Consider the following 18,993-nt stretch of genomic DNA (forward strand, 5'->3'; position numbering starts at 1 on the left):
GAACAGATAATTCGGTCAAACAGCGGCATTTTTACAAAAGATGTGTTAAAAACCAGGATGCAATCGTAAAATACGTAATAAGTGAAAAAATATCATTAATGGTTGTGATAAGCGGACCGGATGCAACAGCCGGATCAATGTTTAATTTATACAGTACGAGCGGAATAACCGTGCCTGACAGGGTTCCAATGATCAATGTCAGCAAAAGAGACGATGCTACCACGAATCCAAGAACGGCGCTGCCCTGCCAGAAAAACGCAATAAAAAAAATCAAAATACCGCACACCGCGCCGATAATCAAGCCAACGCCAAATTCGCGGCCGACCAAGGCAAGAACAGTCCGCATATCGATGTCTCGTGAAGCAAGTCCGCGCACGACAACGGCCAACGACTGCGTGCCGGTATTTCCGGTCATGCCTGAGATCATGGGCATAAAATAGGTGAGTGCTACTACTTGGTTGATTGTATTTTCAAAGCCGGAAATAATGCTGCCGGACACAAGTCCGATAAATAGGAGCAGTACAAGCCACGGCAGACGCCTGAAAGCCGCGATGCCTGCTTTTGTATCAAAATCAATCGACTTCCCGGAAGCAGAAAGCTTTTCGATGTCTTCATTTGCTTCTTGAATGACGACATCAATAATATCATCAAATGTAACAATTCCAATTAAAATGCCGGCTTCGTCTACAACCGGGATTGCGAGAAAGTCATACCGTTCAATCAAGCGGGCAATTTCCTCCTGGTCGGTATATACATCAACGGAAATCACCCGCCCATACATGATATCGGCAATTTTCTCATGTGTATCTGCAAGAAGCATATCCCGGTAAGAAACAACGCCAACGAGTTTTTTTTCGTCGTCAATCACATAGAGGTAATTGATCGTCTCAGCAAACTCAGCGAACGTTTTTAATTTTTCCACCGCTTCCCGTACGGTATAAGAATGTTTAATCCAGACAAATCGGTTTGTCATAAGCCGTCCGGCTGTTTCCGGTGGATAGCTCATCATATTGTGAATGATGGTTGACTCTTCTTCTTTCATGCCAGATAAAAACTGCTCCATGTTTTCTGGAGACATATCGTCAAGGAGAGACGCCAAGTCATCATTGTCCATATCATCGAGTACTTTACGAGAGCGTTCTTTTCCGACTTTTTTCAGGACGGCCATCTGCTCATCGTGCTCAAGCTCCTGAATCATGTCGGTTAAGATTGGAATCGTTAAATGAAGCAAAAAACGTGTCTGGTGCTTGTTCGGAAGGTTCCGATAAATAGCCGCCATATCATAAGGGTGGAGTTCATCGATCAGCTGCTGCAAATCTGTTTTCTTACCTTCTCTTAAATGCTTGATAACAAGCAGGGTCAGCTGATCCTCGGTTAAGTTCGAAATCACAGGCATCCCCTCCTTTAACGTGAAATTTGAGCTGCTTCTTCAGTATAAAGTGAAACTATTTAAAAAGTAGTACTGTTTTGTAAAGTTCCTTAAAATTTACATACGCAGCGAGGCGAATTTTGATAAGATAACAGTATAGCAAAAAAAGCTGATTTCAGCTATGCACTTTGTCATGATGTGGAGGTAAGGCGATTGAAAAATCCCGGAAACGTGAAAGAGCTCATTTATATACATTTACATCCTATTAATCAGTATGTGATTTCATATGGAATTGAATTCCAGGAATTTTTGAGGTCTCTTCCGGCAACGCCGCCTCATCTGCTTTTGTTAAAACATAAGTTTGAAGGCAGCGACTTTAATATGCATACCCGTTTTGATTATATCGAAGCAGAAGAACTTCCGCGGCTGTTAAAAGAAGATGTCGGTGAGTACGGCGATTTCTGCTGGGTCGACTTTGAAGATTCGGATGGATTAAACGAAATGGAAGGGCCCGAAATTGCCGAACTTCTTTATTTGGCGCACAGTAAAGAACATCTGCGCCGCCCCTTTTACAGCAAGCTGAATAATCGCTATGCATACTTATCACACGATGATGAATGGTTTAATAAAACCTATTATCGAAATATGCAGGACTTTTACGGAATGCTCGGCAAGCTCATTGCCTTAAAGCTCGGACTTTTTCGAAGTGAGCGGTCATTTTTTGCATTAAAAAAGGGATCTGCTTTTCCGCCGATACCGCCTGATATGATTGCGAGACTCAGCAGCGGAATGAAGGAAGGGATTGTTATTTCTCTTTCTAAAGCGGAGCAAAGCCGTTTTAAAGTGGAGGTACCGATGTGGATTGTTGGAGACCACACAAGCATGGACGATGTCTTTGATGATTACGTGACGAGCTTCCGAACACCACCGAATGCCCGGCTTATATTCGATAAGAAAACACACGAATGGAGTATTTTCTCTTGAAAAGCGGATTCTCTTTTTGAGAATCCGCTTCATTATTATGCAAAAGCTCGTTACAGATGCAAGTGCCTAAAGCAACAGGCAAAAGAGAGTTATTTCTTTTAAGCGTTATGCATATACATAAATTGAGTATGAAGTCGGATGGAAAGATTCTGCTTATTAAATGAAAGCATGGTAGAATAAGAGAGACCGACTTTTTTGGAGGATGACTATGAAAACAAAACTTGGATTGCTTTACGGGGGAAAATCAGCAGAACATAACGTGTCATTGCAAACAGCAAAAGCTGTTACAGCAGCGATCAATTTAAATAATTTCGATGTATATCCAATTTACATTTCAATAGATGGTACCTGGACAGAAGGAGAGAAGCTTCAAGGGCCGGCTGAAACAGTAGAAGAACTGAAACTGACTGGTAACGGCGGAACGGAGCATGTTTTATCCATGCTTGCACAAAATAAATATGATGTTGTCTTCCCGCTTTTGCATGGGCCAAATGGGGAAGACGGAACGGTGCAGGGCCTTCTGGAAGTATTAAATGTTCCTTATGTAGGAAACGGTGTGCTTGCTTCATCGGCGGGCATGGACAAAATTATGATGAAAAATGTATTTGCTCAAGCCGGCTTAAAGCAGGTAGATTATACACATATAACGAAAGTAAAATGGGAACAAAACAAGGAAGAGGCATGCCGCCGCATTGAAGAAAAGCTTGGCTGGCCGTGCTTTGTTAAGCCGGCTAACCTCGGTTCAAGCGTCGGCATCAGCAAATGTCAAAGCCAGGATGAGCTAATGGCGGCGATGGAAGAAGCTTTTCAATTTGACCGGAAAGTGATCATTGAAGAAGGAGTAACGGCACGCGAAATCGAAGTCGGCATCCTTGGCAATGACGAGCCGGAATGCTCGGTAATCGGAGAGATTGTACCGAAGAAGGATTTCTATGATTATAAAGCAAAGTATGAAGACGGTGATACCGGGTTGATTATTCCGGCGGACCTTACCGAGGCACAGCAAAAAGAAATGAAGGAACTGGCCATCCGGGCATACCAGTCACTTGACTGTTCAGGCCTTGTGCGGGCGGATTTCTTCTTAACCAAAACGGGTGATTTCCTTATTAATGAAGTGAATACAATGCCGGGCTTTACACCATTCAGCATGTTCCCGCTTCTTTGGAAGGAAGCAGGCGTGGACTATCCGCAGCTGATTGAGAAAATGATTGATCTTGGTATTGAACGACATAAAGAAAAACAATCGATTAAATACACGGTTTAAAGGTGGGCGCTCATGATTGAAAAAACAGTCGAGCAAATAACAGACATGATCAATGTCGAAAATGATGTAACAAAATGGTACAACCAGAAAATTAAAGGTGTTTCGATCGACTCCCGCAAAGTGGACGGCGGCCGCCTGTTTATCCCGTTCTCCGGAGAAAATACAGATGGGCATCAGTACGTACGCCAGGCGATCGAAAGCGGGGCAGGGGCAGCACTTTGGCAAAAAGACGTGCCTGGAATGCCGGAGGATTTGCCTGTATTAGTAGTAGAAGATACGCTGCTTGCTCTGCAGCAGCTGTCAAAATCTTATCGTGATTCCCTGGAAGTGAAAGTGATTGGAGTCACTGGGAGCAACGGTAAAACGACAGTCAAGGATATGACAGCTTCCGTTTTTGGAGAAAAGTACCGCGTACAAAAAACAGAAGGCAACTACAATAATCACATCGGCCTGCCGCTTACGATGCTTTCTCTCCAAGAGAGCACTGAAATTGCGATTTTAGAAATGGGGATGAGCGGCAGAGGAGAAATTGAACTTCTCTCCAAGCTCGCTTCTCCTGATGCTGCGATTATTACCAATATCGGTGAAGCGCATTTGCAGGACTTGGGCTCGCGTGAAGCGATTGCAGATGCGAAGCTGGAAATAACGGCAGGAATGTCTGAATACGGTACGCTTGTTTATTTAGGAGATGAGCCGCTCCTTTCAGAACGCGTAACAGAAGAAGCAGATTTCCAGACGAAAACATTTGGAATGGATAAAAGCAATGATATGCATCCAATTTCTATTGAGCAAACAGAAAGGGGCAGCCGCTTTACCATGAATCAAGCACCTGCTCTTTCGTTTGAGCTTCCTGTTCTTGGCCAGCACAACGTAACCAATGCGCTTGCGGCTGTTTCGGCAGCATCTTTGTTTGATGTACCATTTGAAGCGGCTGTTGAAGGCTTGAAAAAAGTCGAGCTGACTAAAATGCGCATGGAGTGGGTAGAAGGCAAAAATGGCGTAAAAATCATTAATGATGCTTACAATGCGAGTCCTACATCTGTGAAAGCGGCCGTTTCTCTTGTGGCGGATTTACCGTCAATATCTAAAAAAATTGTGGTGCTTGGCGATATGCTGGAGCTCGGTTTGGATGAAGAGCTGTTTCACTATCAGACAGGGCAGGCAATTGATGCGGACAAAATTGATTACGTATTCACATACGGAACACTGGGGCAGTTTATTGCCTCAGGTGCAAAAGGTTCGTTTGGCTCTGAGCGTGTTTTTTCTTTCCAGGACAAAGATGAATTGGTGCAGTCCCTTCAAGAGATGCTCCAAGGCGGTGAGCTGATTCTTGTAAAAGCGTCAAGAGGCATGAAGCTTGAAGAGGTTGTGGAAAGTCTTTCACATTAAAAAAGGCGGTGGATCATCATGAACGGATGCTTATGCATTCATGGCTTCACTGGTTCCCCATATGAAGTACAGCCGCTTGCTGATTATTTGCGTACCCATACGGATTGGAAAATTGCCGTGCCTGTTTTGCCGGGGCACGGCGAAACACTGTCCTTGAAAAAAGTTTCCTGTAATGAGTGGCTTGACTGTGCAGAAGCAGCACTGCTTGAGCTTCTGGAGGAATGCGAGACGGTTTACCTGATCGGTTTTTCGATGGGAGGTCTGATCGCTGCTTACTTAGCGGCCCGTTATCCAGTGCGGAAGCTGGTGATGCTGAGTGCAGCGGCTAAATATTTGAACCCGGCCCAGGCTAAGCAGGATATTCGGGTGATGTTCCAGGATTTACGAGAGAAAAAACTCCATGAAAATGAATTGTTTTTAAGATACCGGGAGAAGCTGTTAATGACTCCGCCAAGTGCAGCACGTCAGTTTCAAAAGGTAGTCGGGCTTGCGAGGCCATCCTTAAGGAAAATTAATATTCCGGTATTTATCGCGCAGGGAACAGCAGATGGAATTGTGCCTGTTAAAAGTGCTGCGTATATTTACCGCCGCCTTTCCTCGGCTGAACGGCATTTGTACTACTCATCTGGCGCGAAGCATTTAATTTGCCATACAGGAAATACAGAAGAGCTTTTCAAGAAAGTCTTTACTTTTCTTTCCGGATAACGTAAAGTTATACAAATGCGCATTGAAAATTCGGACGTGAAATGATAAGATGGAAAAGACATGTTGCTCTTCGCATAAATGTAGAAGGGTATTTTTTTGTGCGGATGGCAGTTTAACATAGAAGGAGAAGAAACTATTGACAAAATTTAAAGATTTAAATTTAAGCGAAGAAACGCTGAAAGCAATCGACAAAATGGGGTTTGAAGAGGCGACGCCAATTCAGTCTGAAACGATTCCTTTAGGACTAACAGGAAAAGATATCATCGGACAGGCACAAACGGGAACAGGGAAAACAACAGCGTTTGGGATTCCAATGGTCGAAAAAATCGACACGAAAAATGATGCTATTCAAGGATTGATCATTGCACCGACACGCGAGCTTGCGATTCAGGTTTCGGAAGAGCTTTATCGAATCGGCAGCGGCAAACGTATTCGCGTGCTGGCTGTTTATGGCGGACAGGACATTCAACGCCAAATTCGCGCGCTGAAACAACGCCCGCATATTATCGTTGGAACACCGGGACGTATTCTAGACCATATTAACCGCCGCACATTGAAGCTTGAAAATATCCAAACACTCGTTCTTGATGAAGCGGATGAAATGCTGAACATGGGCTTTATCCAGGATATTGAATCGATTCTTTCAAATGTTCCACCAGAGCGCCAGACACTTTTGTTCTCGGCAACAATGCCAGGACCGATCCGCGCTATTGCAGAACGTTTCATGAAAGATCCAGAAATGATCAAAGTGAAAGCGAAAGAAATGACGGTTTCTAACATTGATCAGTATTACGTGAAAGTACCGCAACGTGAAAAATTTGACGTTCTTGCCCGTTTAATGGATTCTCATTCACCTGAGCTTGCAATCATCTTTGGCCGTACAAAGCGCCGTGTTGATGAGTTGGCAAATGCACTTAGCCTGCGGGGCTATCAGGCGGAAGGGATTCATGGTGACTTGACACAAGCAAAGCGTTTAACAGTATTAAACCGTTTTAAAGCAGGGAAAATCGATGTTTTGGTAGCAACAGACGTTGCAGCGCGTGGTCTTGATATTTCCGGTGTTACTCATGTATATAACTATGATATCCCGCAGGACCCTGAAAGCTATGTTCACCGTATCGGCCGTACAGGACGTGCCGGTAAAGAAGGTATGGCGATTACACTCGTTGACCCACGCGAGATGAGCTATCTTCGTGAAGTGGAACGTACGACGAAAAAACGCATGAATCCGATGGAAGCTCCATCTTGGGATGATGCGCTCAGCGGCTTGCAGCAAGCAGCAGTAACAGAGCTGGAAGAAGCAATTGGGAAAAAAGAATGGGCAGAATACCGTTCATTTGCCAAGGATTTGCTTGACCAATACAATCCGGAAGAACTTGTGGCAGCGGCATTGAAGCTGATTACAAAAGAGCCGGATCGTACACCGGTTCATATTACAAATGAAGCAGCACTTCCGCAAAGACGTGATAAGTTCCGCAGCAAAAGTTCTGGCGGTTCTCGCAAGCCAAGCGGCGGCGGACGTCAGGGCGGCGGACGCTCTTATGGAAACCGCGACCGCAAAGGCGGTTCAGGTGGCGGCGGACGTCGTAAATATTCATCTAACTAATCATGAACAAAAGCCGTTCCGGGTTCCCGGAATGGCTTTTTTTAAAGAAAGGATGACTGTCATGATTAAAGGAATTGGCATGGATATTGTAGAAATCGACCGGATCAAACGGCTGATTGATCGACAGCCGAAATTTTTAGAGAGGGTGCTGACACCGGCGGAGCTTAATTCCTATCTCCAAAAAAAGGACACGCGCCGCTTTGAATATGCAGCCGGGCGCTTTGCGGTTAAAGAAGCATTCTCAAAAGCGGCCGGGACAGGCATTGGCGGGGAGCTGTCGTTTCAGGATATTGAAGTAGGTGCAGATGAGAAAGGCAAGCCGATTCTCATCCTGCCGTACAGTGAAGGCGTTCATGTCACGATTACCCATAGCCAGCATTATGCCGCAGCAGTTGTAATCATTGAATCATAATTGTACAGGCCTCCTCATATAGTGCTAGTGAGGAAGGGGTGCGGGGATGAAAAAGTGGATCGGATTGCTGTTGATGGTGCTTCTTTTATCTGCGTGCGGAGGATCGCCGTCACAAGAAGACGTTGTAAAGGAAATTTCCGACAAAGCGAGAAATGCCGCCGGTTATAAAGCGAAAGCTATTTTAGAAGTGCAGGCAGGTGAAGAAAAGCAAACGTATAACGTAGACATTTGGAATCAGCGTCATACGAATTACCGCGTCCATCTTTCATCGGTAACCAATAAGCACAGCCAGACGATTGTTAAAAACAAAACAGGGATTTATGTGATGACTCCATCACTCGGCAAAAGCTTCCGCTATGAAAATAATTGGCCGGAAAACAGCAGCCAGTCCTACCTGTTTGAATCGCTGGCTGCCGATATCCAAGCTGATGGAGAAGCTGTTTTTAAAGAAACAGAGGATTACTATGTGTTCCAAACAAAAACGCGCTACACAAACAGTCAAATGCTTCCAAAGCAAGAGATTTCATTTCACAAGAAAAATTTCACCCCAGCGCTTGTGAAAGTAATGGATACGAAGGGGAAGGTTGTTATTTCGGTTGTATTTAAAAAGATGGACTTAAAGCCGAAATTTGCAAAAGGTGATTTTAGTGAAAAGAAAGCCGCCGCCAAAGAAACAGCTGGCGCATCGCCTTCGGAATTCATGATTCATTATCCAACAGAGACCGGAGGAGCAGAGCTGGCAGATGAAACCCGGATTGATAACCGTGTGATCTTAACTTATGAAGGCAGCAAGCCATTCACATTGATTGAGCAGCCTGCCGTTCCTAGTGAAGAAGGAATCGCCCGTGCGTCCGGCGACTTGTCCGATATGGGCTTTGCGGCCGGGGAGGCAGAAGACGGGTCACTTCATTGGGTATATAATGGTGTGGAATTTATGCTGGCGTCAGATAAACTGTCCCAGGGCGAGATGGCGCGCATTGCCGCTTCAATCTCACCGGAATCAGTTAAATAAGAGGCAGCGGTGCAGTTTACCGCCGCTTTTTTTTTGTTTAAAATAGGAAATGCGTAAGAATCCCGTTTAGCGCTATATGGTCTGGAGCACCCTGACGAAGATAAAGGAAACACGAAGAGCGCCAGCGATTCGATGTTGACTTATCGCCGGGAGGAGGGTGAAGAACAGAAAGCGGTGGGATACTGTAGCCGGACAAAATGTGTAAGAATCCCGATTAGCGCTGTATGGTCTGGAGCGCTCCGGTTTGGATAAGAAGAACCACGGGCTGAGGACTAGGGAGTAAAAAGCAAGACGATAAATGAACTGGGAAGTGACATCAATGGAATTCTACCGGGACACCTGGGCAGAAATTGATTTGGATGCAATAAAATGGAACGTGGAAAAAACATTAGAACAGCTTGATTCTTCCGTATTTTTATATGCAGTTGTAAAAGCAAATGCATACGGACATGGAGATGTGCAGGTCGCCCGGGCAGCTGTTCAAGCTGGCGCAAAAGGGCTAGCGGTCGCTTTTCTAGATGAAGCGTTAAAGCTGAGAGCATCAGGGATTAAAGGGCCTATTCTTGTGTTAGGTGCAAGCCGGCCGGAGGATGCCCATTTAGCAGCAGCCCAAGAAATCTCACTTACAGTGCATAATGAAGAGTGGTTTGAAAAAGCTGCTGTACATAAAGGGCAGCAGTTGAATATACATTTAAAATGCGATACTGGAATGGGCCGTATCGGTTTTAGGGATGAATCTGAGCTGCTTCAAGCGATCAGCCGGATTGAAGCGTCAGACCGGCTTGTTTTTGAAGGGATCTTCACTCATTTCGCAACAGCAGACGAAGAAGAAACAAACTACATGGAGGAACAGCTTATACGCTTTCAGGAGATGCTTGACGCATTGAAAGGAAAGCCTCGGTTTATTCATTGCTCAAATAGCGCCGCCACGCTTCGGTTTAAAGGAGTTGGCTTTAACGCGGTCCGGCTTGGTATTGCTATGTACGGGTTGACGCCTTCGACTGAAATATCCGCGCAGCTGCCTTTTCCGCTTAAGCCGGCTTTTTCGTTGAAGTCAAAGCTTGTTCATGTAAAAAAGCTTAAGCCTGGTGAAAAAGTAAGTTATGGAGCCACCTACGAAGCTGCTGAGCATGAATGGATCGGCACCCTTCCCATTGGTTATGCGGACGGCTGGATTCGTAAGTTAGGCGGACAGGATGTGTTAATCGACGGCCGGAGGATGCCAATTGTAGGCAGGATTTGCATGGATCAGTGCATGGTAAGGCTTCCAGAGGAATATAAAACCGGAACATTGGCAACACTCATTGGACAACAGCAAAATGAAGAAATTTCAATGGAAGAAATCGCCGAGAAAAGAGAAACCATTAATTACGAAATTCCATGTGTGATTACGTCACGTGTGCCAAGAGTGTATGTAGAAAACGGAAAAAAAGTATCTGTGACCAATCCTCTGTTGTAATAGATTTGACCGTCAAAGGTCCTGTTGTGTAACATTTTTTGAAAATGTCTTTCCAAACCCTTTCGGTGAATGGTATGATAAGTGGGACAGTAATAAGCAAAGAGATGTGTGCAGTGATTGGTGGAGGTGTAGTTCTTGTCTGAATCCGGTACGACGACAGATGTGTTAGTAAACTTGCCAAAGCAGTTTGTGAATGAACTTGACTGTTTTGCGGAACAGGAAGAAATTAGCCGCAGTGAATTCATTTACCGCGCAACAAAAATGTATTTACGCGAGCGAAAAAAACGTCATATTCAAGAATCGATGCGGCGTGGTTATATGGAAATGGCCAAGATCAACCTTGCTATTGCATCAGAAGCGATGCAAGCCGAATTTGAGGCAGGAAACACAGTCGAACGTTTAGTAAGTGGAGGATAAACCGTGTGATCGTAAAACGTGGTGACGTATATTTTGCAGACCTGTCCCCTGTTGTCGGCTCCGAACAAGGCGGCGTCCGGCCTGTTCTTGTCGTTCAAAACGACATCGGGAATCGGTTCAGTCCCACTATTATCGTCGCAGCCATTACAGCTCAGATCCAAAAAGCCAAACTGCCGACGCATGTGGAAATTAATGCGGAGCGGTATGGTTTTGAAAGAGACTCCGTTATTTTACTCGAACAGATTCGAACGATCGACAAGCAGCGGCTTACAGATAAGATCACGCAGCTTGACGATGGAATGATGGAGAAAGTGGACGACGCTTTGCAAATTAGTTTAGGTCTTATACAATTTTAACAAAGCACCTCTCGTTTAAACGGAGGTGCTTTTTTTCTTTAAACCATAATTTTTCACGCCTGTCAGATGATACGGCTTTTTAATTATTCAAATAACCTTTATAATAAAAATAATGAACGTTTTTGACGAAAACCGCAGATTTGGAGCGGAACGACGATTGGAGAGAACCGAATGCGGAAAAAGATTTTTCAATATGTACAGTCTCACAACGATGACATATTAAACGAGTGGATTGAATTGATGCGCACAGAAGCTGATGAGCGCGCTGTTCAGGCTATGTCTGACCATATGTTTGTAAAAACAAGTTCAGAGTTTATCCAGCTCGTTATGTCGAACTTTTCAGATTCTGAGGAAAAATTCCAAGAGCGTGCTGTTGACTTCTCAGAAAAGATTGTCCGTCTTGGATGGCCATTGACCATGATTACAGATGGTCTTCGTGTTTTCGGGAATATTGTTGAAAACGGCATGCAGCGCTCAGGTGAAATTAATCAACAAACTTATATTGATTTTACAGCAGAAATCAATAACTGGATTTTTCCAATGTATAAAACTATTACAGAAGCGTACACCACATCTTGGGAACGGACGATTTCTCTTCAAAAAATTGCCCTTCAGGAACTATCTGCACCACTGATTCCGGTTTTTGACAAAATCTCTGTTATGCCGCTTGTCGGCACAATTGATACGGAGCGTGCGAAGCAAATTATGGAAAACTTGCTTGAAGGGGTCGTCAGCCATCGAGCCGAAGTGGTATTAATTGATATTACTGGTGTACCGGTTGTAGATACAATGGTTGCCCACCATATTATCCAAGCGGCGGAAGCGGTCCGTCTTGTTGGAGCAAAGTGCACCATTGTCGGCATTCGTCCAGAAATTGCTCAAACGATTGTAAATTTAGGTATTAATCTTGAAGATGTAACAACGACGAGCACAATGAAAAAAGGCGTAGAGCAGGCACTTGCATCAACGTCAAGACAAATTGTGGAGGTACAAGAATGAACATGAGAATTCCGATTTTAAAACTGCACGATTGTTTACTCATTTCGATCCAATGGGAGCTTGATGATCAAACAGCCCTGCAATTTCAAGAAGATCTTCTTCATAAAATCCATGAAACAAGTGCAAGAGGAGTCGTCATTGATTTTACATCCATTGATTTCATCGATTCATTCATTGCAAAAGTACTGGGTGATGTAATCAGCATGTCTAAGCTAATGGGGGCTAAAGTAGTAATTACAGGTATTCAGCCTGCCGTTGCGATTACGCTGATCGAGCTTGGTATCCGTCTGGAGGAAGTGATGACCGCACTGGATCTCGAAAAAGGTTTGGAGAAACTTCAACGGGAACTGGGGGACTGACACGATGGACTCTAGTGTGAAAATTATAAATGAATGGGATATCGTAGCGGCGAGACAACTTGGCCGGAATGTAGCGAAAGAGCTTGGTTTCGGTACGGTTGACCAGGCTCGTATTACGACTGCGATCAGTGAACTGGCTCGTAATATTTACTTGTACGCAGGCCAGGGAGAAATAACGATAGAGAAAGTAGAGAATGGAGCGAAAAAAGGAATGACCATTGTTTCCCGTGACGAGGGGCCGGGTATACCGGATCTTCGAAAAGTCATGGAAGACGGTTTTTCAACTTCGGGTGGACTTGGAGCTGGACTTCCCGGTGTAAAAAGGCTGATGGATGAATTTTCTATTGAATCTACGCCGGGCGAAGGGACGCTTATTAAGTCGGTGAAGTGGCTCCGTTAGGAGGACGAGGATGAATTTCAGAGATACGATGCTCGATGAATACAAAGAAATATTAAAGACGTATATTAATGACCAAACTGAACAGGCTTTATACATGAGCCAAAAATTCAGCCGGAAGTCAATCGAGTATAAAATATCGCCGGAGGAAATGATCAGCCTTCATAAAACATCCATTATGGATCTTGAACCGGACCTTCCGGAATCGCTTCTTCTGTCGCTTGATATTCTGCTTGAGGTGATGATGAGTTATGGCTTGGCGTATCGTGAGCATCAAAGCTTGCGTACGATCCAGCGAGAACTGATCAATGAAATCGAAGTAGCTGCGAGCATGCAGCAGACACTTCTTGGCACACAGATTCCCTGCATTCCCTCTATGGACATCGGGGCAATCAGTGTGCCGGCCAAGCAAATGAGCGGAGACTATTACCATTTTGTATCACATGAAAATGGCGCGATTAGTGTAGCGATTGCTGATATTATTGGCAAAGGAATTCCTGCAGCCCTTTGTATGTCGATGATTAAGTATTCGATGGATAGTATGCCGGAGGATAGCCAGGCCCCGGGCGATGTACTTGAGCGCCTAAACCGCGTTGTAGAACAGAATGTAGACCCGACAATGTTTATTACGATGTTCAGTGGTTTGTATAATCCGGAAACACATGTTTTTTCTTACTCATCTGCCGGCCACGAACCAGGCTTTTTTTATCATGCCGATACAGGAGAATTTGATGAGCTGCAGGCAAAAGGTCTGCTGCTCGGCGTAGATAAGAAAACAAAGTACAAAGAGTACGAACGGAAAGTAGAAGTTGGGGATATTATTCTGCTCATGTCAGATGGTGTAACAGAATGCCGAACAGAAGAAGGTTTTTTAGAGGTTGACACACTTATTGGGTATATTAAAAAATACATACATCTTGACGCGCAGGATATCGCCGACAAAGTGTACAAAGAGCTGGAGTATTTACAGGATTTTCAGCTTCGTGACGATTTTACGCTCATTATTTTAAAAAGAACTTCTTAATGGGTTTAATCCTTATGCACCAAGGGTATAAAAGGGATATTGAGTAATGAAGCGATTAATATGTTAAAGGTGGTTTATCCTAAATGAATATTTCAATTGACGTACAAGAACAGGAACAACAGACAACGATCAAACTTGCAGGTGAAATTGATGCCTACACGGCACCGAAATTGCGTGAAACAGCGTTTCCTTATACAGAGAAAAAGGAAGCGGATCTTGTCGTTGACCTGTCTGGTGTTACATATATGGACAGTACAGGTCTTGGCGTTTTCGTCGGACTTTTTAAAAGCTTAAATGCGAATGATGGAACCATGAAGCTAGTTGGGTTATCTGATCGCTTAAAGCGTCTTTTCGATATTACGGGCCTTGCGGACATCATGAACATTAATTCTGGATCAGAAGGTGGCGTGTAAGAATGACGTATGCTGATTATGTAGAAATGAAAATCCCGGCCAAGCCAGAATTTGTCGGTATTACAAGATTGACGCTCTCCGGTATTGCCAGCCGGATGGGTTTTTCATATGACACGATTGAAGATTTAAAAATTGCAACAAGTGAAGCGATTACGAATGCTGTCCAGCACGCTTATAAAGGGGAAGAAGGAGAAGTGCTGATCGGCTTTCGCCTTTATGAGGATCACCTGGAAGTGATTGTATCGGATAGCGGGAATAGTTTTGATTTTAAAGAAACAAAAGAGGCACTGGGGCCCTATACAGAAAAGTCAGTTGAATTCCTTCGTGAAGGAGGGCTGGGCCTTTATTTGATCGAAACACTGATGGATGAAGTGAAAGTACATCAAAATGAAGGGATTACTTTGTTTATGACAAAGTATCTCGAAGGAGAGCAGGTGGAGAGGGATGCAGAAACCATCTCGACCTAACCAAGCTGCAAAGCTTCAGGCAATCGAATGGATCAAGGCTTTTCAGGAAAACGGAGACCGGGACGCTCAAGATAAGCTTGTGAAACATTATCATGGATTGGTGGAGTCTATTGCCAGAAAATATTCAAAAGGGCGTTCCCACCATGAAGACATCGTGCAAGTAGGGATGATGGGACTGCTGGGAGCAATCCGCCGATATGACGATTCTTTTGGGAAAAGCTTTGAAGCATTCGCCATTCCGACTATTGTAGGGGAAATCAAGCGATTTTTGCGAGATAAAACATGGAGTGTACATGTACCAAGGCGTATAAAAGAACTAGGCCCAAAAATTAAATCAGCGAATGAAGAATTAACCACTTCTCTTCAACGGTCACCCCGCGTTGATGAGATCGCCCATTATCTTGATATTTCAGAGGAAGAAGTATTGGAAGCAATGGAGATGGGCAAAAGCTATCAGGCGTTATCAGTGGATCATTCCATTGAAGCCGATTCGGATGGAAGCACAGTAACGCTTCTTGATATTGTTGGAAACCGTGAAGAAGGATATGAGCGTGTCGACCAGCGCCTTGTTCTTGAAAAAGTATTACATGTGTTATCCGACCGGGAAAAGCAGATTATACAATTTACCTATCTTGAAAACCTGAGTCAAAAAGACGCGGGGGACAAGCTTGGTATTTCCCAAATGCATGTTTCCCGGCTGCAAAGAAGGGCTATTAAAAAGTTGAAAGAAGCGATCCATGCTGAAGCCTATTCGACGGAGCACCTTTCTTAATGGAAAAAATACAAAATGAACAGCTGGAATTAATAGCAGGTACACATTCAAAATACGGAAATTCTTTTTGCGGGGATACCTATTATTTTGCGCAGGAGGAAAACTCGTTTGTTTGTTTGCTTGCAGATGGCCTTGGAAGCGGCCGCTACGCCTATGAGTCATCACAAGCAGCGGCAGAAATTGTGAAACGGGATTGGCAGGAAGAATCGGTCGAAGGAATGATGAATTTAATTAACACCGCCATGTTTCAAAAACGTGGAGCGGCGGTTGCACTGTTTAAAATTGATTTTAAAGCACGAAGTTTTGAATACACGTGCGTCGGCAATATTCGTTTTTACTTATATGCTAAAGATGGAAAACTTACGTACCCTCTGCCTGTCACCGGTTATTTATCCGGCCGTCCGCAACGGTATAGAATGGAACGCTTTACGTATGAGCCGGGCAGTAAATTTCTTGTTCATTCAGATGGCGTTAATTTGCTTAACACAAAAGAGCTGATGCGCTACCGGAGTGCAGAACAAATTGCGGCAGAACTGGACGCTGTCGCTTTAAAATCAAATGACGATGCAACCTTTTTAGTTGGCAACCTGCTGTGAATCAGCGGGTTTTTTCTTTTTTTGCTACAATATGAATATTCAAGAAAGAAGCGGAGGCACCTGTATGGAGGAACAGTTAATTAAAGCAGTGGCAGCAGATACAAAAATCAGTGTGAAACAAGTAAAAGCTGTTATTCAGTTAACAGAAGAGGGGAATACAATTCCCTTTATCGCCCGGTATCGAAAAGAAATGACCGGATCACTGGATGAAGTAGAAATTCGAACAATCTTAGAGCAATATACATACCGCAAAAATCTTGAGCAGCGGAAAGAAGAGGTTGTCCGTTCGATTACCGAACAGCAAAAAATGACTCCTGAGATCGCAGCAGCTATTGAGGCAGCAGCAACATTGCGGGCTGTAGAGGATATCTATCGCCCGTTTAAGCAAAAAAAGCGTACAAAAGCGTCCGTTGCAAAAGAAAAAGGTTTGGAGCCTTTAGCCAAGTGGCTTCTATCCTGTCCTAAAGACGCACAAATCGATCAAGAAGCTCAACAATATATAAATGAGCAAGTAGAAAACATAGAAGCCGCTCTTCAAGGCGCAGCGGATATCATTGCAGAGACTATTGCAGATGATGCAGCGGTTCGGAAGCGTATACGGCTTGACATGACGAAATATGGAAAAATAAAAACAGAGTTAAAAGGTGAAGATGAAAAAGAAGTCTTTAAAATGTATTACGAATATGAAGAGCCCATTAACAAAATTGCTCCCCACCGCACGCTTGCTGTGAACCGAGGCGAAAGTGAAGGAGTCCTAAAGGTTGCTGTCTCTTTTGATGAAGAGCGTGTGATCCACTATTTAACAAAGAAATTCATTCAAAATGAACAAAGCCCTGCAGCCCCGATTCTATTGGATGCGGCCCGGGATGCATACAAGCGTCTTATTCGCCCCTCTGTAGAAAGAGAAGTACGGAATGAACTAACAGAAGCGGCAGAAGAACGGGCTATCCACATTTTTTCGGAGAACTTAAAAAATCTTCTGCTCCAGCCGCCGTTAAAAGGAAAAGTGGTTCTTGCAGTCGATCCGGCATACCGAACAGGATGTAAAATGGCGGTTGTAGATGAAACGGGAAAAGTTCTAGCGATTAAAGTCATGTATCCGCACACAGGGGAAGGAAAAAGAAAAGAAGCGAGAGAGCTGTTTAAACAGCTTGCAGAGGAGTTTGAAGCAGATATTATTGCCATTGGAAACGGGACGGCTTCAAGGGAAACCGAACAGTTTGTAGTAGAAATGCTGCCGAGCCTCAAGAAAAAAGCCGCTTATATTATTGTAAATGAAGCAGGGGCCAGCGTGTATTCTGCGTCTGATATTGCACGCGAGGAGTTTCCTCACCTTCAAGTAGAAGAAAGAAGTGCTGTATCGATTGGGCGCCGCATTCAAGACCCGTTGGCGGAGCTGGTAAAAATCGATCCGCAATCGATTGGCGTAGGCCAGTACCAGCACGATGTATCCCAAAAGAAATTATCCAGCTCGCTTGCGTTCGTGGTAGAAACAGCCGTAAACCGTGTGGGTGTGGATGTGAATACAGCTTCTCCTTCGCTGCTTGAACACGTAGCGGGGTTAAATAAAACAGTAGCCAAAAATATTGTTCAATATCGAGAAGAAAACGGAAAATTTACGAAGCGTTCTGTGATCAAAAAAGTGCCGCGTCTTGGCGGGAAAACCTTTGAACAGTGCATTGGCTTTCTGCGTATTACAGATGGAGAAGAACCGCTTGACCGGACACCTATTCATCCGGAAAGCTATAAAGAAACAACCGCTCTGTTGAAATCGCTTAGATTTAAAACGACGGATATTGGTTCAGAAGAGCTGGGAGCTGCTCTTCAGACGGTGAATACAGAGCAAATAGCAAAGGAGCTTGGCATTGGCGAGCTGACATTAAAAGATATTATTGACTCACTTCAAAAGCCGGGACGCGACCCTCGTGACGAAATGCCGGCGCCGCTTTTAAAAACAGATGTCCTGAAAATGGAGGATCTTCAAAAGGGAATGGAGCTGCAGGGAACCGTTCGGAATGTAACAGACTTCGGCGCTTTTGTAGATATCGGCGTAAAGCAGGACGGACTCGTTCATATTTCAAAATTGAAAAAAGGATTTGTGAAAAATCCTTTCGACGTTGTGTCGGTTGGGGATATCGTAACCGTCTGGGTAGATGCTGTAGAAGCTGGAAAAGGAAGAATTTCATTGACGATGGTTAAAGACGAATCCAAATGAAAACGAGCAATAAAATGATTCAAAAACTGACAGAAGAGCTGTCAGAACGTTTTTTTAATCGGCCTTTTCTGCACCGGGCATATATTAACAAGCGGCTTCGGACAACAGGAGGCCGCTACCTGCTTGTATCTCACAATATTGAAGTGAATGAAAAATACATTGAAGCATTTGGAGAAGAGGAACTCATTGGTATTTTAAAGCACGAGCTATGCCATTACCATCTTCATCTGCAAGGGAAAGGGTACAAGCATGGAGATGAGGACTTTAAAGAGCTGCTGAAACAAACCGGATCGCCGCGTCACTGCCGGACACTTCCAGAACAGGAAGGAAAGCAGAAACAAAGAAAGATTGTTTTTTATAAATGCTCAGGATGCGGAATAAAGTATAAAAGATATCGGCGTATTAACACATCAAGATATGTATGCGGGGCATGCCGGGGAGTTTTAAAAGAAATTATCGAATAATGATGTTGACAATTGCTGCTTCAATTGATATTTTAATTGAGCAGCTTTTTTTATGAAGGTGTTCAATTAATAAATGTTGAAAAATAGCTAAAAAAGTTGTTGACTATAAATGAGTAATTGGTTTATAATACTAAGTGTCGATAAGATAACATTCGTTATTCCGCAGTAGCTCAGTGGTAGAGCAATCGGCTGTTAACCGATCGGTCGCAAGTTCGAGTCTTGCCTGCGGAGCCAATCTGGGGAAGTACTCAAGAGGCTGAAGAGGCGCCCCTGCTAAGGGTGTAGGTCGGGTAACCGGCGCGAGGGTTCAAATC

General features: G+C 44.1%; 22 protein-coding genes and 1 tRNA gene. 22 read left to right on the top strand and 1 reads right to left on the bottom strand.

The window, feature by feature from the left end; genetic code table 11:
• Positions 1–31: 31 nt before the first annotated feature.
• Positions 32–1,390 (bottom strand): magnesium transporter, encoded by a 1,359-nt coding sequence (mgtE, locus tag RG959_RS16775; protein WP_342798099.1) that lies wholly within the window; start codon positions 1,388–1,390, stop codon positions 32–34.
• A gap of 192 nt (positions 1,391–1,582) precedes the next feature.
• On the opposite strand from mgtE, the gene RG959_RS16780 reads away from it, so the two are divergent.
• The 22 genes from RG959_RS16780 (at position 1,583) to RG959_RS16880 (ending at position 18,913) form a co-directional block, all read left to right on the top strand.
• Positions 1,583–2,353: a hypothetical protein gene (locus RG959_RS16780; protein WP_242235269.1), complete on the top strand. Its 771-nt coding sequence runs from the start codon at positions 1,583–1,585 to the stop codon at positions 2,351–2,353.
• Positions 2,301–2,423: a YSIRK-type signal peptide-containing protein gene (locus RG959_RS25620; protein WP_396120412.1), complete on the top strand. Its 123-nt coding sequence runs from the start codon at positions 2,301–2,303 to the stop codon at positions 2,421–2,423. The genes RG959_RS16780 and RG959_RS25620 overlap by 53 nt, the downstream gene beginning before the upstream one ends.
• A gap of 138 nt (positions 2,424–2,561) precedes the next feature.
• Positions 2,562–3,617: a D-alanine--D-alanine ligase gene (locus RG959_RS16785; RefSeq protein ID WP_342798100.1), complete on the top strand. Its 1,056-nt coding sequence runs from the start codon at positions 2,562–2,564 to the stop codon at positions 3,615–3,617.
• A 12-nt stretch (positions 3,618–3,629) separates the two neighbouring features.
• Positions 3,630–5,006, top strand: a complete 1,377-nt coding sequence (locus RG959_RS16790) for a UDP-N-acetylmuramoyl-tripeptide--D-alanyl-D-alanine ligase (RefSeq protein ID WP_342798101.1) — start codon at positions 3,630–3,632, stop codon at positions 5,004–5,006.
• Positions 5,007–5,024: 18 nt separating this feature from the next.
• Positions 5,025–5,711, top strand: coding sequence for an alpha/beta hydrolase (locus RG959_RS16795; protein ID WP_342798102.1), 687 nt, complete (start codon positions 5,025–5,027; stop codon positions 5,709–5,711).
• 136 nt (positions 5,712–5,847) lie between these two features.
• Entirely contained in the window at positions 5,848–7,317 is a 1,470-nt protein-coding gene (cshA, locus tag RG959_RS16800; protein WP_483298900.1) for a degradosome RNA helicase CshA, read from the top strand.
• Positions 7,318–7,378: 61 nt separating this feature from the next.
• Positions 7,379–7,729 carry a holo-ACP synthase gene (gene acpS, locus RG959_RS16805; protein ID WP_342798103.1) on the top strand — a complete coding sequence of 117 codons (351 nt, stop codon included), beginning with the start codon at positions 7,379–7,381 and terminating at the stop codon, positions 7,727–7,729.
• A 46-nt stretch (positions 7,730–7,775) separates the two neighbouring features.
• Entirely contained in the window at positions 7,776–8,741 is a 966-nt protein-coding gene (locus RG959_RS16810; protein WP_342798104.1) for a LolA family protein, read from the top strand.
• Between the two features lie 298 nt (positions 8,742–9,039).
• Entirely contained in the window at positions 9,040–10,200 is a 1,161-nt protein-coding gene (gene alr, locus RG959_RS16815) for an alanine racemase (RefSeq protein ID WP_342798105.1), read from the top strand.
• A gap of 135 nt (positions 10,201–10,335) precedes the next feature.
• A complete protein-coding gene (locus RG959_RS16820; protein ID WP_050182177.1) occupies positions 10,336–10,617 on the top strand; it encodes a CopG family ribbon-helix-helix protein in 282 nt (93 codons plus the stop codon).
• A gap of 5 nt (positions 10,618–10,622) precedes the next feature.
• Positions 10,623–10,973 carry a type II toxin-antitoxin system PemK/MazF family toxin gene (locus tag RG959_RS16825; protein WP_018395451.1) on the top strand — a complete coding sequence of 117 codons (351 nt, stop codon included), beginning with the start codon at positions 10,623–10,625 and terminating at the stop codon, positions 10,971–10,973.
• A gap of 171 nt (positions 10,974–11,144) precedes the next feature.
• Entirely contained in the window at positions 11,145–11,972 is an 828-nt protein-coding gene (locus RG959_RS16830) for an STAS domain-containing protein (protein ID WP_342798106.1), read from the top strand.
• Complete coding sequence (locus tag RG959_RS16835; RefSeq protein ID WP_172645569.1) at positions 11,969–12,331, top strand: STAS domain-containing protein; 363 nt, start codon at positions 11,969–11,971, stop codon at positions 12,329–12,331. The genes RG959_RS16830 and RG959_RS16835 overlap by 4 nt, the downstream gene beginning before the upstream one ends.
• 4 nt (positions 12,332–12,335) lie before the next feature.
• Positions 12,336–12,731 carry an anti-sigma regulatory factor gene (locus RG959_RS16840; protein ID WP_242235251.1) on the top strand — a complete coding sequence of 132 codons (396 nt, stop codon included), beginning with the start codon at positions 12,336–12,338 and terminating at the stop codon, positions 12,729–12,731.
• 10 nt (positions 12,732–12,741) lie between these two features.
• Positions 12,742–13,752, top strand: a complete 1,011-nt coding sequence (locus tag RG959_RS16845) for a PP2C family protein-serine/threonine phosphatase (RefSeq protein WP_309091233.1) — start codon at positions 12,742–12,744, stop codon at positions 13,750–13,752.
• A gap of 83 nt (positions 13,753–13,835) precedes the next feature.
• Positions 13,836–14,165, top strand: coding sequence for an anti-sigma factor antagonist (locus RG959_RS16850; protein ID WP_242235246.1), 330 nt, complete (start codon positions 13,836–13,838; stop codon positions 14,163–14,165).
• A gap of 2 nt (positions 14,166–14,167) precedes the next feature.
• A complete protein-coding gene (gene rsbW / locus RG959_RS16855; RefSeq protein WP_342798107.1) occupies positions 14,168–14,632 on the top strand; it encodes an anti-sigma B factor RsbW in 465 nt (154 codons plus the stop codon).
• A complete protein-coding gene (sigB, locus tag RG959_RS16860) occupies positions 14,610–15,404 on the top strand; it encodes an RNA polymerase sigma factor SigB (protein ID WP_242235241.1) in 795 nt (264 codons plus the stop codon). The genes rsbW and sigB overlap by 23 nt, the downstream gene beginning before the upstream one ends.
• A complete protein-coding gene (locus tag RG959_RS16865) occupies positions 15,404–16,000 on the top strand; it encodes a PP2C family serine/threonine-protein phosphatase (protein WP_342798108.1) in 597 nt (198 codons plus the stop codon). Before sigB ends, RG959_RS16865 begins: the two co-directional genes overlap by 1 nt.
• A gap of 64 nt (positions 16,001–16,064) precedes the next feature.
• Positions 16,065–18,215, top strand: coding sequence for a Tex family protein (locus tag RG959_RS16870; protein WP_342798109.1), 2,151 nt, complete (start codon positions 16,065–16,067; stop codon positions 18,213–18,215).
• Complete coding sequence (locus RG959_RS16875; RefSeq protein ID WP_342798110.1) at positions 18,212–18,679, top strand: SprT family protein; 468 nt, start codon at positions 18,212–18,214, stop codon at positions 18,677–18,679. The genes RG959_RS16870 and RG959_RS16875 overlap by 4 nt, the downstream gene beginning before the upstream one ends.
• Before the next feature lie 159 nt (positions 18,680–18,838).
• A tRNA-Asn gene (locus RG959_RS16880) sits at positions 18,839–18,913 on the top strand.
• The last annotated feature ends 80 nt before the right edge of the window (positions 18,914–18,993 follow it).

This window comes from Domibacillus sp. 8LH (genome assembly GCF_038806185.1).
GTDB classification, from domain to species: Bacteria; Bacillota; Bacilli; order Bacillales; family Domibacillaceae; genus Domibacillus; species Domibacillus indicus_A.

What these genes read in the sequence shown, in the direction of transcription:
- RG959_RS25620 (WP_396120412.1), top strand. Translation starts at nt 2,301, where the DNA reads ATGCCCGGCTTATATTCGATAAGAAAACACACGAATGGAGTATTTTCT.
- RG959_RS16785 (WP_342798100.1), top strand. Translation starts at nt 2,562, where the DNA reads ATGAAAACAAAACTTGGATTGCTTTACGGGGGAAAATCAGCAGAACAT.
- RG959_RS16790 (WP_342798101.1), top strand. Translation starts at nt 3,630, where the DNA reads ATGATTGAAAAAACAGTCGAGCAAATAACAGACATGATCAATGTCGAA.
- RG959_RS16795 (WP_342798102.1), top strand. Translation starts at nt 5,025, where the DNA reads ATGAACGGATGCTTATGCATTCATGGCTTCACTGGTTCCCCATATGAA.
- acpS (WP_342798103.1), top strand. Translation starts at nt 7,379, where the DNA reads ATGATTAAAGGAATTGGCATGGATATTGTAGAAATCGACCGGATCAAA.
- RG959_RS16810 (WP_342798104.1), top strand. Translation starts at nt 7,776, where the DNA reads ATGAAAAAGTGGATCGGATTGCTGTTGATGGTGCTTCTTTTATCTGCG.
- alr (WP_342798105.1), top strand. Translation starts at nt 9,040, where the DNA reads ATGAACTGGGAAGTGACATCAATGGAATTCTACCGGGACACCTGGGCA.
- RG959_RS16830 (WP_342798106.1), top strand. Translation starts at nt 11,145, where the DNA reads ATGCGGAAAAAGATTTTTCAATATGTACAGTCTCACAACGATGACATA.
- RG959_RS16835 (WP_172645569.1), top strand. Translation starts at nt 11,969, where the DNA reads ATGAACATGAGAATTCCGATTTTAAAACTGCACGATTGTTTACTCATT.
- RG959_RS16840 (WP_242235251.1), top strand. Translation starts at nt 12,336, where the DNA reads ATGGACTCTAGTGTGAAAATTATAAATGAATGGGATATCGTAGCGGCG.
- RG959_RS16845 (WP_309091233.1), top strand. Translation starts at nt 12,742, where the DNA reads ATGAATTTCAGAGATACGATGCTCGATGAATACAAAGAAATATTAAAG.
- RG959_RS16850 (WP_242235246.1), top strand. Translation starts at nt 13,836, where the DNA reads ATGAATATTTCAATTGACGTACAAGAACAGGAACAACAGACAACGATC.
- rsbW (WP_342798107.1), top strand. Translation starts at nt 14,168, where the DNA reads ATGACGTATGCTGATTATGTAGAAATGAAAATCCCGGCCAAGCCAGAA.
- sigB (WP_242235241.1), top strand. Translation starts at nt 14,610, where the DNA reads ATGCAGAAACCATCTCGACCTAACCAAGCTGCAAAGCTTCAGGCAATC.
- RG959_RS16865 (WP_342798108.1), top strand. Translation starts at nt 15,404, where the DNA reads ATGGAAAAAATACAAAATGAACAGCTGGAATTAATAGCAGGTACACAT.
- RG959_RS16870 (WP_342798109.1), top strand. Translation starts at nt 16,065, where the DNA reads ATGGAGGAACAGTTAATTAAAGCAGTGGCAGCAGATACAAAAATCAGT.
- RG959_RS16875 (WP_342798110.1), top strand. Translation starts at nt 18,212, where the DNA reads ATGAAAACGAGCAATAAAATGATTCAAAAACTGACAGAAGAGCTGTCA.